At 54.8% G+C, this 14,153-nt stretch carries 9 protein-coding genes; 6 read left to right on the plus strand and 3 right to left on the minus strand.

All coding sequences use genetic code 11. The annotated features are described in order from the left end of the window. Window positions 1-172: 172 nt before the first annotated feature. Window positions 173-1,966, plus strand: coding sequence for a chloride channel protein (locus tag AUQ42_RS12865; protein ID WP_068519492.1), 1,794 nt, complete (start codon window positions 173-175; stop codon window positions 1,964-1,966). 79 nt (window positions 1,967-2,045) lie between these two features. Here the strand turns inward: AUQ42_RS12865 and AUQ42_RS12870 are convergent, their stop codons facing one another. Next, entirely contained in the window at window positions 2,046-2,645 is a 600-nt protein-coding gene (locus tag AUQ42_RS12870; protein WP_156480885.1) for a hypothetical protein, read from the minus strand. Between the two features lie 189 nt (window positions 2,646-2,834). On the opposite strand from AUQ42_RS12870, the gene wecB reads away from it, so the two are divergent. Further along, complete coding sequence (wecB, locus tag AUQ42_RS12875) at window positions 2,835-4,055, plus strand: non-hydrolyzing UDP-N-acetylglucosamine 2-epimerase (protein WP_156480886.1); 1,221 nt, start codon at window positions 2,835-2,837, stop codon at window positions 4,053-4,055. Here the strand turns inward: wecB and AUQ42_RS12880 are convergent. Further along, window positions 4,045-4,890 carry an EF-hand domain-containing protein gene (locus AUQ42_RS12880; RefSeq protein ID WP_068519494.1) on the minus strand — a complete coding sequence of 282 codons (846 nt, stop codon included), beginning with the start codon at window positions 4,888-4,890 and terminating at the stop codon, window positions 4,045-4,047. The genes wecB and AUQ42_RS12880 overlap by 11 nt on opposite strands. Before the next feature lie 194 nt (window positions 4,891-5,084). On the opposite strand from AUQ42_RS12880, the gene AUQ42_RS12885 reads away from it, so the two are divergent. Both AUQ42_RS12885 and AUQ42_RS12890 read left to right on the plus strand, forming a co-directional pair. Next, window positions 5,085-7,439 carry an ATP-dependent helicase gene (locus AUQ42_RS12885; protein ID WP_068519716.1) on the plus strand — a complete coding sequence of 785 codons (2,355 nt, stop codon included), beginning with the start codon at window positions 5,085-5,087 and terminating at the stop codon, window positions 7,437-7,439. A 77-nt stretch (window positions 7,440-7,516) separates the two neighbouring features. Further along, window positions 7,517-8,398 (plus strand): 50S ribosomal protein L11 methyltransferase, encoded by an 882-nt coding sequence (locus tag AUQ42_RS12890; RefSeq protein WP_068519495.1) that lies wholly within the window; start codon window positions 7,517-7,519, stop codon window positions 8,396-8,398. On the opposite strand, the gene AUQ42_RS12895 is transcribed toward AUQ42_RS12890, so the two are convergent. Next, window positions 8,395-9,150 carry a sulfite exporter TauE/SafE family protein gene (locus tag AUQ42_RS12895; RefSeq protein WP_068519496.1) on the minus strand — a complete coding sequence of 252 codons (756 nt, stop codon included), beginning with the start codon at window positions 9,148-9,150 and terminating at the stop codon, window positions 8,395-8,397. The two genes, AUQ42_RS12890 and AUQ42_RS12895, sit on opposite strands and share 4 nt — an antisense overlap. Window positions 9,151-9,418: 268 nt before the next feature. Between AUQ42_RS12895 and AUQ42_RS12900 the strand changes: the two genes are divergently transcribed. Next, window positions 9,419-10,504, plus strand: coding sequence for an HD domain-containing phosphohydrolase (locus tag AUQ42_RS12900; protein ID WP_197460851.1), 1,086 nt, complete (start codon window positions 9,419-9,421; stop codon window positions 10,502-10,504). 19 nt (window positions 10,505-10,523) lie between these two features. Then, window positions 10,524-14,147 carry a PAS domain S-box protein gene (locus AUQ42_RS12905; protein ID WP_082817855.1) on the plus strand — a complete coding sequence of 1,208 codons (3,624 nt, stop codon included), beginning with the start codon at window positions 10,524-10,526 and terminating at the stop codon, window positions 14,145-14,147. Window positions 14,148-14,153: the final 6 nt, after the last annotated feature.

Consider the following 14,153-nt stretch of genomic DNA (forward strand, 5'->3'; position numbering starts at 1 on the left):
TTGAAAGCTGTTTGGTTGTGGACACCGGCTGACGAGGGAGGGCGCGGGCAAAGATCGGAAAATATCCTTGATGTTTCGGGTGTTTACCCTTTATTCGCAGCAATCGCTGATCCTATGATCAACCCCATCGGAACAGGACCCCTTCGTATGTTTGCTCTGCGGTGTTGCGGCAATGGCTGAAAAACTGATCAAATCCAATCTGGTACTAAGCCGTCTGCGCCGTCTGGTGAAAAGCGAGCAACTGGTCCTGTCGCTTCTGGCGCTGGTGGTTGGTGCGATGGCCGGGGGTGGAACGATCCTGTTTCGGGACGGCATTTTGCTGGTGCAGGCGCTGGTTTATGGGTGGGGCGAAGAATCCCTTCATCAACATCTGATGGGATTGTCGAACTGGCATCTGATTCTTGGACCGACCGCAGGCGGGCTGGTCGTCGGTGTTTTCATCTACAAGTTTTTACCCGGTCAGCGCCCGCACGGGGTTGCGGATGTTATTGACTCTGCTTCGTTCAATGATGCGCGCATGTCGACCCGGTGCGGCATCAAAAGTGCGATTGCCAGCGCGGTGTCACTGGGAAGTGGCGCGTCACTTGGCCGCGAGGGGCCGGTTGTCCATATGGGGGCGTCGTTTGGGGCCTGGCTTGCACGCGTGTTGCATTTGCGCCGCGGGGCAGCGCGCACCTTGTTGGGGTGCGGGGTGGCATCGGCCGTTGCCGCATCCTTCAACGCGCCGCTGGCCGGGATGTTTTTTGCCCATGAAGTGGTTCTTGGCCACTATGCCCGGACCGCTTTTGCACCGATTGTGATGTCGTCGGTGATGGGGACGGTGATTACCCGTCTTTATTACGGATCGGAAGTGGCGTTTTTGATCCCACTCCATAACATTCAGTCGTTCTGGGAATTTCCCGCATTTGCGCTTTTGGGGTTGCTGGCCGGGATCACCGCAATGCTGACGGTGCGTGCCATTCCCATCGTTCAAAAGGTTGCCGATACCACGCGTGCGCCGCTTTGGTGTCGGCCGGCGATTGCCGGTCTGGTGGTTGGAATTGTCGGCCTTGGCTTTCCGCAGATCATCGGTGTCGGTTATGGCGCGATGAATGATGCGCTTTATGAAACATACAGCCTGACATTTCTGATCGGTCTGCTGTTTGCCAAGGCATTTGTCGTGGCGATCTGCATGGGGCTTGGATTTGCAGGCGGGATGTTCAGCCCCAGCCTGTTTCTTGGTGCGATGCTGGGCGGTGCGTTCGGGATTGTTGCCACCCACGCCTTGCCGGATTTCTCGTCCGGGCACGGGGCATATACCCTGGTCGGGATGGGGGCGGTGGCGGCTGCTGTTCTGGGGGCACCGATTTCCACAACCCTGATCGTGTTTGAGCTTACCGGCGACTATCAGCTGACCATTGCGGTGATGCTGGCATCGGTTCTGGCATCGGTAATCATGGATCAGGCCAATGGCGGATCATTCTTCCACTGGCAGCTTAAAATGCGCGGGTTGTCGACCAATTGGGGGCGGGAGGTCAATCTTCTGCGCATGATCAAGGTCGCCGACATCATGAAGCGCGAATATGTCACCGTGCCTTTATCCCATGATTTGCCAAGTGTCCGATCAGCCCTTTTCAATGCCCCCTATGCGGAGCTTTTTGTCGTTGATGACAAAGGCAAACTGCATGGCACCATTACATTGACCGATTTGCGCAATGCCGCGTTTGATACGGATGCCGCCCAGAATATGACGGCCGGCGAAGTGGCGCGGTCAAAACCGCCGGTTCTGTTCCGTACTGACAGCATCGAAAAGGCCATCCGCCTGATGGAGCAAACCGGCGAGGAACATTTGCCGGTGCTCAATAACGGTGAAGATCGCGAGATGATCGGCTTTGTCCACGAAAAGGACGCGATGATGGCCTACAACAACGCACTTCTTGAACTGCAAAGCGAAGAACGCGGCGACGCCCCGCCAAAGCTGTTCTGACGTTATCAAAGTCCTCGCATGAAAAAGAGCAGCACCGAAAGATGCTGCTCTTTTGCGTGGTCGGATCACAGACTGGTCTTTATGCAGCCAGTGCCGTGTCACCGGCTGATTTCCGGGTTTGCTGTCCACTTAGAAGCTGGGCTGTAAGGCGACTGTCCAGACCGGCAACATCTTCGGGAAGATTTGTTGCGGATTGTTCGATCTGATCAAGTTCCTGACGTGCCTGGCGTCGTTCGAGTTCAGCCTTTTCTGCCTTTTCATCATCCTTTATCGGAATTGAATTGGCATCACGCAGTGCGGTTCTGAATTCTTCTTCGGCGTCTTTCTTGGCGTTCAAGATGTCAGCTTCGGTAGAATCAGATTGTGAGGATGACGAAAACACATCGCCCGCCGCATTGCTGTTCGGGTCATTGTCATTGCCTTGAACGTCAGCCATGGCAGACGCAAAGCTTGATGATCCCGAACCGATATTCTGAAATTCAAGCATGACGGACTGCATCGCATCGGAAAGCTGGCTTTTGGACGTGCCGGTTTCCGAATTGGTGTCGCCCGTTGTCAATACAGGTACTGCGCTACCTGCGCTAAAACCTTCGATACCTTCGTGTGCACCTGACCGCTCCGAAGAGCCGGCCCGGGAAGACATTGGCAACCCGTTGCCCAATCCAAAAATAGTACTCATGCCGAGATACCCTTCTTATGGGATGCACAAAGCACCCCTGACAGCGGCAAATTTGCACAAACCGCCGTCAGAGGATGCTAACCTCCGGGAAACAAGCAATTCCCGGACCACATGAAGCAGGACAATCTTCTTGAGTGGACGGTAATTTAGGTGAATTGAATTTTGCGTGCGCGGCGGCCCCCGAAAGATGTGCAGCAGGCAAAATATACCGATACCAAAGAGGGTTATGAGCACCCCGCCTTATCCATTAGGCTGTTTGACCTTGAAAACATGTCTGGCGGCAATGACGGGACGGGGATGAAGCTTCATCTGATTGCAGGGGCACGGCCGAATTTCATGAAGATCGCCCCGTTATGGCAGGGCTTGCGTGCCCATGCGGATATCAAGGCGGCTTTCATTCATATGGCGCAGCATCGCGATGCGGAGATGACGTCAACGATCTGGCGTGATCTGGGAATGGCGGATCCCGACCATATTGTGCAGTGGCAATCCAGTACCAATCAGGACCGGATTGCGCCGATGATGGCCGGTTATGAAAAGCTTTGTCGCCAAAATCGCCCGGACGCGGTCCTGGTGGTCGGGGATGTCAATGCGTCACTTGCCGCGGCGATGACGGCCTCGAAGCTGCAAATACCGCTGATCCATCTTGAAGCCGGATTGCGGTGCTTTGATTTGTCTGTTCCCGAAGAACGCAATCGCATGACCATCGACCGGTTGGCGAACCTGCATCTGACCCCGTCTGCCGATGCGGACGAAAATCTTCTGGCCGAGGGGATCACGGCAGGCCGCATCAGGCGTGTCGGCAATATCATGATCGATACCTGTGTCATGATGAATGATGCGATATGCAAGGATGTGACAACAGAAAGGCTGGGGCTTGCCGGGGGTGGATATGTGCTCGTAACGCTTCATCGTCCCGGCAATGTTGATGATCGCGCAAAGCTGCGCCGGATCTGTCATGCAATTGGTGATATTGCCAGCCATGTTCCTGTTTGCTGGCCACTGCATCCCAGAACCCGCCATCAACTTGAACAGATTGACGGCATTGCGATGCTTGAACAAAGCGGGGTGAAGGTCTTGGCGCCGCTTGGATATGTTTCCTTTGGGGCCGTGATGGCAAATGCCGGACTGGTGGTAACCGATTCCGGTGGTGTGCAGGAAGAAACCAGTTGGCGTGCGATCCCCTGTCTGACCTTGCGCCCGTCAACCGAACGACCGGTTACGATTGACTTGGGGACAAATCGGCTTGTCAGCATTGAACGTCTGTCCGCCACGGCAATCGACGCCATGACCGGGCAGTCCGCCCCGGAACGGCGGGATTGTGAAATCCCGCTTTGGGATGGTCAGACGACCGGGCGTGTCATTGCGGAACTTGACCGGTTCCGCAGAAACGGTGGCGTCAGGAAATAATCTGCGCCATCACCTTGTTGCCCAGGGCTTCGTTGCGAATGTCAAAGCCGCCAGTGGATAGGCTGCTGTCATCATTATTTTCAGCCATATTTCGCGCGACGGTTTCAGACGATGTGCCGTTATCGGTTAAAGCATCCGTTTCCACGCTAGCGTCAGTACCGGATTCAGCTTCCGAGCTGTTGTCAGGAAGGCTGCTTTGTGACGGGGTTGCATCCTGCGGGGCGGCAGCCATGATTTCCGACAGGCTGACCACGCCGTCTTCGTTGGTATCAAGCGGGTCATAGGTGCCCTCGGACCCCATCGAAGCCAGCATGCTGTTCATGACGGTATCTTCGCTGCTGTCATCGCTTGAAATCACGGCTCCGCTTGGCGGTGTCATGGATGCCAGATAGTCATCTTCGGATATGCTTTGGGCATCGGACCCGGCCATGACATTCCAAAGATTTTCAGACATTTCATCGCTGACACCGTCGGGGGCCGATGCCATGAATTCATCCTTGGTCAGCGTCCCGTCGCCGTCGGTATCCATGTCAGAGAACAGGCGCTGGGCATCAAAGCTGCTGTTGCCGTCAGTGGTGGTGCTGGTTTCCTGCAACTCAATAAGCATCGACATGATGGAGTCTGAAAGCTGACCGGTGATGGCTTCGCTTTGCGATGTCATTTCCGACATGCTGTCGGTGCCGGTCGATCGGCTGCCCTGCAAGGCATAAAGCGAAAATCCGCCAAATGCTTCAATGCCCGAAGAACCGTCGCTGCCTGTTGATGAATTGGCAGACTGGCTGTTCTGGCTAAGTATTTGCGCGATGCTGCCGCTCATGCTGCTGATGCCGCTCATATTTCTACCTTCATTCAGAATTGCGTTGTTATCTGAACTCACGCGAAAGACCGGAAAAACTGGCGCAAAAAGTTTTTGAAGATCGGGAAAGGGGTGGTTGATGTTCCTGTTTCGTTGCAGAATGGAAAAAATACCCGGCCGCATCCGATGCAAGGCTGGTCCTTGGAACACAGCGTGATATATATGCCGCCATGATGGATGATCCCTTCGAAATTGATGAATTCGCCGCCAGCCCGGAAATGCGTCTTGGTGATGCACCGGCCCCGGCATATCTCGACAATCTGAATGCCGAGCAGCGCGATGCTGTGGAAACGCTTGACGGGCCGTTGCTGGTTCTTGCAGGGGCGGGCACGGGTAAAACCCGGGTCTTGACCACGCGGCTGGCGCATTTGCTTGAAACCAAGGCCCAGACCGAACGTCTGCATCCGCAGCAAATCCTTGCCGTGACCTTTACCAACCGTGCGGCAAAGGAAATGCAGGAACGCGTGGCACAGGCATTGGGCCGTCCGGTCGAAGGTTGGTGGCTGGGAACCTTCCACTCGCTCTCGGCGCGATTGTTGCGCCGTCATGCCGAACTGATCGGGCTGCAATCAAACTTCACCATCCTTGATAGCGACGATCAGGTCCGTCTGCTCAAGCAGATCATGGATGCCGAACAGATCGACCCGAAAAAATGGCCGGCCAAGCAGTTGATGGGGATTATTCAGCGCTGGAAGGACAAGGGCCTGACGCCCGAACGGGTCAATGAAAGTGTCGAATTCGCCAATGGCGGGGCCAAACATCTTTACAAGATTTATCAGGAACGGCTGAAAGTCCTGAATGCATGCGATTTCGGTGATTTGTTGCTGCATTGCCTGACCCTGTTCCAGCAGCATCCCGAAGTTCTGAAACAGTATCAGAACACCTTCCGCTATATTCTGGTTGATGAATATCAGGATACCAACGTTGCGCAGTATTTGTGGCTGCGCGCCATGGCGATGGTTCATCGCAATATTTGCTGTGTCGGCGATGATGATCAGGCGATCTATAGCTGGCGCGGGGCCGAGGTCGGCAACATCCTACGTTTTGAGTCCGACTTCCCCGGTGCCAAGGTCGTGCGCCTTGAACAGAATTATCGGTCCACCCCGCATATTCTGGCCGCCGCATCGAAACTGATCACCTTTAACGATGGACGTCTGGGCAAACAGCTTTGGACGGAAATTGACACCGGCGAAAAGGTCTTTGTCAAAGGTGTCTGGGATGGCGAGGCAGAGGCGCGTCTGGTTGGCGAAGATATCGAAGCCCTGCAATCAAAGGGTATTGGTGCATCCCAGATGGCCATTCTGGTCCGCGCCGGTTTCCAGACCCGTGAATTTGAAGAACGTCTGATCACGCTGGGCATCCCGTATCGGGTTGTTGGCGGTCCACGTTTTTACGAACGTCAGGAAATCCGTGATGCGCTGGCCTATATCCGACTGGTCGCGCAGCCTGACGACAGTCTTGCGTTCGAACGTATTGTCAATGTGCCCAAGCGCGGGGTTGGCAAGGCCACGCTTCAGACCCTGCATCAATATTCCCGTGATCAGGCGATTTCATTGCCTGCGGCGGCCCGTGATCTGATCGATACCGAAGAACTCAAACCCAAGATGCGTCAAAGCATCGGCGGGCTTTTGGGGGATTTCAAACGCTGGCGCGAAATGCTGGCAGGCAGTTCCCATGTCGAGGTGATCGAAACCGTCCTTGATGAAAGCGGCTATACCGATATGTGGCGGACCTCCAAGGAAATCGATGCGCCGGGACGGTTGGAAAACCTCAAGGAACTTGTTTCTGCAATTGGCGAGTTCGAAAACCTGACCAGCTTCCTTGAACATGTTTCGCTGGTCATGGAAAACGAACAGAATGACGCGCAGGAAAAAGTCACCATCATGACCCTGCATGCGGCCAAGGGTCTGGAATTCGACTATGTCTTCCTGCCCGGTTGGGAAGAGGGCGTCTTCCCCCATCAGCGCGCCATGGATGAAAGTGGTGTTAAGGGGCTTGAGGAAGAACGTCGTCTTGCCTATGTCGGGATCACGCGCGCGCGCAAACGTGCAACCATTTTATATGCCGCGAACCGCCGCATCTATAATCAGTGGCAATCGGCGCTGCCGTCGCGCTTTGTCGACGAACTGCCAGATGAGCATATTGAACGGATCAGTGATACCGGTCTTGGCGGACATGGGGGGAATCATTCACCCGGTGCCTGGGGGGCTGATGACTGGATGAAAATGCCAAGCTGGGCCAACGAGGGTTCAAGCAACCGCAATCCGGTTTCCGGTGCATCCGAGCGCAAATTTGCATCCAGCGGCTGGCAGGATCGCGTGCGTAAAAACGTGATTGATGTAAAGCCGGACGGCGAAACCAGCTATGCGACCAGCTCGAAATCATCGAAATACAAGGTTGGCGATACAGTGCGACACCGAAAGTTCGGACCGGGAACTGTGCGTGCGGTGGATGGCAACAAACTTGAAATCCATTTCGAGGGGGTCGGCACAAAGAAAGTGGTCGACAGCTTCATTCTGCCGGGGTAAGCCCCGGTTCAAATATTCACGGAATACCGAACTAACCGGGCGGCGATCGCAAGCGGCCCTGACAAGCGAGAAGCGATATGACCCAACCCGTTCTTTGCTATAACTTCCAGTTCGAAGTTGATGGCGCCTATGCCGAGGCCTTCGCCGAAGGGCTATACGAATATTGTGATGCATTGTCGCATTTCGAACGTCCCGGTGATCCGAGCGCGCCTTGGAGAATCGAAGGTTTCTCGGGCGAGATGTTTGACAAGCCGGCAATTGAAACGGCAGTGTCGATCATGGCATCGGCGGTCGGGGTTGATGCGCCGGTTGTGACATTTGGCACATATGAGCCCAAAGACTGGGTCAGTGAAAACCTGCGCAGCTTCAAGCCAATTTCGGTCGGGCGTTTCTTTGTCCATGGTTCGCATTGGGACGAAGACCTGCCGGTGGCAAAAATCGGGCTTCAGGTGGATGCCGGTCTGGCATTCGGTTCCGGTGAACATCAAACCACCAAGGGGTGCCTCGCGGCAATCGACTGGGTGGCAAAACGCGGTCCGCGCCATAATGCCCTTGATATGGGATGCGGGTCTGGCATCCTTGGCATGGCATGCGCCAAGACCTGGCGCAGCACGGTGATGATGGCCGATATTGATGCCGCATCGGTGCGCGTTGCACAGGAAAATGCGCGGGTTAACAAGATCGCCGATCTTGTCACCGCCATCCATTCAAACGGTTTCCAAGATACTCGTATCCGTGACGGCGGTTATTACGACATTGTTTGTGCCAATATTCTGGCCCGTCCGTTGCGCGCCATGGCCCATGATCTGGTCGGGACGTTGTCACAGGACGGCGTTGTGATCCTTTCGGGGCTGCTGTCCGAGCAGGAACAGTTTGTTCTTTCGGCCTATCGCGAAGTCGGTCTGTCGCTGATCAAACGGTTCAAGGTTGAAAACTGGACCACGCTTCTGGTCGGCTAAGCCATCAGGCTTCCGGCAAATCGATACAGCCCCAGAATGCCCAATGTGACGATCAGCACACCTACGGCGATCATCAAGGGTTTTCTGGGGATGATTTTGACCAGTACGGCCGCCAATGGTGCGGCCGGGACCCCGCCCAGAACAAGGGCCAATGCCGCCATCCCGAAGCTTTCAAGCCCGAACGATCCGGCAAAGGTCACTGTAATCGCCACAGTAACGAAAAACTCCGCAGCCGCAGATGTACCAAGCATGCGGTGGGGTTCGCTGCCGCGATAAACCAGGGTGCTGGATACAATCGGTCCCCAACCGCCACCCCCGACAGCATCCAGAAATCCGCCAATCAGGCCAAGCGGCGTCAGACCGCGCATTGCCGCAGGTGGCTGAACCTTGCGGATGGCTTTGGCAATTACCAGCACACCCAATGCCGACAGATAAAGCGCAACCGCCGGGGCAAGGTATTTGCCAATCCCCGAGGACAGCAAGGCCGCCCCGACGCAACCGCCAACCGCACCGGCAATGGCCAGAACCCGGACCATCCGCCAGTCCACATTTCGGGCAAAATGATGCGCGGTCCCTGAAACAGCGGTGGTTGCAATTTCAGCGGCATGCACAGTTGCACTGGCATGGGCCGGCGGCAATCCGATTGTAATCAGCAACGATGTCGATGTAAGGCCATAGGCCATGCCAAGTGCGCCATCAATCAACTGGGCGACAAAGCCGATCAGAACGATCCACCAGAAATAGTCATCCATAAGACCACAGGCTCCTGCTGCGGGGATACTTTCCGGAAGTGTAGCAACTTGCCCGAAGCGCGATATGGCATTTTGGTTTCGGCCCGGCATTCCCGGTATGCATTAATGCCACGCGACATTTTTATGAATTTGGCGATGTGCCGGGATCGACCACCTCATATTCCTACATTCGAATAACTATATATAAGTGGTAATCAGTTTACTACTTATGTATAGTCCACATCGCGCGTGACAGCGATGATATATTAAATCAGTAAGGGAGATGTCCTTGGCTGAATTTGAACATCGAATACTTGTGGTTGATGATGAACCGGTAATCCGCAAATTGCTGACCCGCGTTCTGGAGCGAGCCAACTTTGAGGTTGTGCAAGCCGTTGATGGTCTTGACGGGATCGAGCATCTGCAAAAGGACGCTGGTTTACGGCTGGTCATTTCCGATTTGCGCATGCCCAACTGTGGCGGCCTTGATTTTGTGCGTCGCGCCATTGGCGAATTTCGCCGTGATTTTGAATTCATCCTCCTGACCGGGGATGGTGACAAGTCAGACGCGATCGATGCATTGCGTCTTGGCGTGCGTGAATTCCTTGATAAACCCGTGGATCGTGCAGACCTTGAAGCCGCCGTTCAGAAGGCGCAGGAACGTTTGCTTGAACGGGATCGCGAACATGAACGCGTCCGGAAACTTGAACTTGAAAATGTCAGCAAGGCGAAGACGCTTGATGACATCACGCGCAAGCTGGGTGGTGCCGAACAGGAAATGATTGATCGGCTCAGCCTGATTTCCCAATACAGGGACATTGAAACCGCCGAACATTGCATGCGGGTCGGGCTTTATTCCCAGTTGCTTGCCGATATGGCCGGACTTGATACGCAAACCCAGCGCTCCATTCGTCTGGCCGGTATTCTTCATGATATCGGCAAGGTCGGTGTGCCCGACAGTGTCCTTCTGAAAGAGGGGCCGCTGACGGATGCCGAATTCGAAGTCATGCAGCGCCATACCGAAATCGGTTTTTCGATGCTGAATGCGTCGGACAATCCGGTGCTTGATCAGGCGGCACAGATTGCGCGTTACCACCATGAAAAGTGGGAAGGCACGGGATATTGCAACGGGCTTTCAGGCGCAGACATTCCGATGGTTGCGCGTATCGTTTCCATTGCCGATGTCTATGATGCCCTGCGCAGTTCACGGCGGTACAAGCCACCATTCAGCCACAGGGAAGCCGTCGACATCATCACCAAGGGCGACGGACGCACGACGCCAGACATGTTTGACCCGAAACTGATGTCGCTGTTTCTTGAACATAATCAGCGCTTTGAGTCCATATTTGACAGCATGCCAGACCAGATGGTGTAAAGCCGGAGACGTTTAGACGATGAGCCAGAACGTAGACGTGATTTTGCACCGTACGCGAAATCGTATTGCCGATTTCATGTTGCTGGTCATGGTGATTGGCGGATTTCCGGCGCTGATTGCGTCGTTGCTGCGTGAAACAAAACAGCCATTCTGGGTGATCGAAACCATCCAGCTTCTGGTGTTTGTTGCCGTGGTCGCCAGTCTCGTGCTGCGCCGTCGGCTTGAAACACGGACAAAATCGCATGTGATTGTCGGCGCAATGACGGTGTTGTCGTTGCTTTATATCATCATGTTTTCGCCAGCCAGTGGCATGGCGCTGATGATCGTATCAACAGTGACGGTGGCCATATTCCATCCACTGGTTACGACATTCCGGTATGCGCTTTTCTGTTTTCTGACCATTACGGGCATCGGCATCATCCGTGTTTATGATCTTGACGGATTTCTGATTGATGATGCGGGCATGGTCGCACACACGTTGCCGGTGTGGATTGCGACACTGTTTGGCTATGCCTGGATGAGTTCGGCCGTGGTTGTCGGGGTCATCTGGATGCGCCAGGCGCTGTTGCAGATGAGTGTTGATCAACTGTTGTCCAAACGGGAACTGGTTTCCGGCAAGAAGTTTCTGGAAGAAATCCGTGTCAGCGCGGGGGAAGTTGCCAACTACTTTTCGTCGCTGGAACGTGTTGAAGACGTATCATTTCGCCCATCCTTGCAGCGGTTTGCCGAATTGCTCAATTGCGAACGGGCCAGTTTGTGGTTGCAGAATGACGATGGTGATGTGGCATGCTTTGGTCTTTACGATGCCAATAACCCTGATGCATCGCATGAAGGACTGGTTCTGCGCCGCAAGGATCTGCCGCGGTATTTTGCCGCCCTTGAAACCGGGCAGGCGATTGATGCCGAAAATGCCAAAGAAGACCCGCGGACATCGGAATTTACCGAAAACTACCTGATTCCTTTGAATATCGGGGCGATGCTGGATGTGTCGCTGATGTCGGTTGCCGGTCGCATGGGCGTTGTCTGTTTCGAGACCGTCGGGAGGACCCGCGTCTGGCGATCAGACGAGGTTGTCTTTGCCCATATGGCAGGCGGGCTTCTTGCCGCGGCGGCCGGGATCAAATCGATCATGGAAGCCGACGAGGCACTTAATTTCTCGCGCAGGCGGTTCGAGGCGGTTGCCAATTACACCTATGACTGGGAAAGCTGGGTGTCGTCAGACGGGCGTCTGGTGTGGGTCAACCCGGCTGTGGAACGTATTCTGGGCTATTCGGTTTCGGAATGCATGACACTTGAAAACTATCCGTTGCCATTTGTCGCACCCGAAGATCAGGCGCGTGTGCGCCATTATCTGGATGAAGGCCTGTCCGGGCTTTCGGGCAGTGATCGGGAATTCACAGCCATTCATAAAAATGGCAACCGGGTCAGTATCGGAATGTCCTGGCAACAGATTGCCGATAGTGACGGAACCAATCTGGGGGTTCGCATTTCATGTCGGGATGTCACCGAACGGGTGCGGTATCGCCGAGATCTTGAATATGCCAAAACCGATCTTGAAGCCAACCAGCGCCGTTTGCGTGCGCACTTCAATAACGCGAAGATCGGCGTGTTTTACTGGACCCCGGATCGTACGATCATTGAAGTCAACGACACCGCCTGTCAGTTATTCGGGTTCAGCGCCGAGGAGTTTGTTGGCAAAAAGCTTGAACTGATTGTGCCGCCATCGGAACGCGCCCGGTTGGGAACGCTGATCAATGAAATCATGGAAACCCGGACCAGTGTAAATAACCGGTTCGAAAATGTGACGCGCAGCGGCAAGCGTCTGGTGTGTGAATGGTATGAAAGCCCGATCTGTGACACCAATGGGCAACTTGATTGTATTGCAAGCTTTGCGCTCGATGTGACAGACCGGCAGCGCTATCAGGAAACGCTTGAATCCATTTATCGCGGTGTGCGCTATCAGGTCGGTGAAGACTTCTTTGACAACCTGACCAAGGTGATGTGCGAAGCATTGGGCATGCATTACTGCCATGTCGGGTCGATCGAAAATGGTCGCGTAAAGCCGGTTGCCCATTACAGCCATGACAAATCGCGCGGCGGGCTTGAGTTCGAAGTCAAGGGATCGGCCGCCGAAATGGTTGTTGATAACGGCATCTTTGTCTGCCCGGACAATTTCAAGGAAGTGACAAGCGGCGTGCGCCGGGTGACCGACCTTAAGATCCGCGGATATGTCGGAGCGGCACTGAAGGACAGCGAAGGCAACCCGATCGGGATATTGGCAACGGTTTCAGAACAACCGATTGCCGATCCGGAACTGGCGCGGTCGATTGTTGAAGTGTTCGCCGCCCGTGCGTCAGCAGAATTGCAGCGCCTTCAGGCCGAACGCAAACGTGAAAAACTTGAACAGCAATTGCGTCATTCGCAGCGCATGGAAACGATTGGTGTGCTTGCGGGCGGGATTGCGCATGACTTCAACAATATTCTGCAACCGATCAGCGGTTATGCCGAACTGCTATATACGGATTTGCCCGAAGATTCGCCGCTGCGCGAAGATGTCATGGAAATTCGTCAGGGGGCAGATCGGGCGCGCGATCTTGTTAAACAGATCCTGTCATTTTCACGCAATTCCGAAACCGAACGGTCGCCGATTGATGTCGCATCCATGATCAAGGGAACGGTCAGGTTCGCGCGCGGATCCATTCCATCCACCGTATCGCTGGTCAGCAACCTGGCACCCGACACCATGTCGATCCTTGGCAATGCCACGCAGCTTGACCAGTGTCTGATGAACCTGATCACCAATGCCTATCACGCGGTTGGTGAAGAGGGCGAAATAAAGATCGAAGCCGCACCGTTCGAGCTGACCGACGACAGTGCCGAAATGCATCCGCTTTTGACACCGGGGCCCTATATCCGCATTTCGGTGATTGATAATGGCACGGGTATGGATGCCGATACCGCCAAGAAAATCTTTGATCCGTTCTTTACGACCAAGGAACCGGGCAAGGGCACTGGGCTTGGCCTGTCGACGGTGCATGGCATCATTGCCGGTCACAAGGGCGAAATCACGGTCTATAGCCGACTGGGGCAGGGGACGCGTTTTTCGATCCTGCTGCCGGAATATGACCGCGAGGAAGAAGGTGAGGAACGTGTTTCGCGTGGCCTTGTTTCAAATGCCAGCGGTCATCTGGCGGTTGTCGATGACGAGGAAAAGAACCTCAAGCTTTGTTCGCGGATGCTTGAACGCATTGGCTATACCGTTGAAACCTTTACCAATGGTGCTGATGCGATTGAGGCGATCAAGGCCCCGGGGGCAAAGTTTGACGGTCTTTTGACCGATCAGACCATGCCAAACATGACCGGGGTGAAGCTGGTGGAATTGCTGCGTCAGTCCGGAAATGATATTCCGGTTGTCGTCATGACGGGATATGCCGCCGATGATATCGTGGCGGCCTATAAGGATCTTGGGGTTGAGACCATTCTGGCAAAGCCGGTTGATGTGGTTGAACTTCACGATGCACTGGCCACGGCCTGCAAGGGCGCGACAGAGCATGCACCGTCATCCGAGAAACCCACACCCGATGCATCGTCAACTGACGCGGTCGCACCGGAAACAGCCTTGCCGGGGGAAACGCTGCCATGACGGGGG

Origin of the sequence: Thalassospira sp. MCCC 1A02491 (genome assembly GCF_001613785.1) — a bacterium.
Classification (GTDB): Bacteria; Pseudomonadota; Alphaproteobacteria; order Rhodospirillales; family Thalassospiraceae; genus Thalassospira; species Thalassospira povalilytica.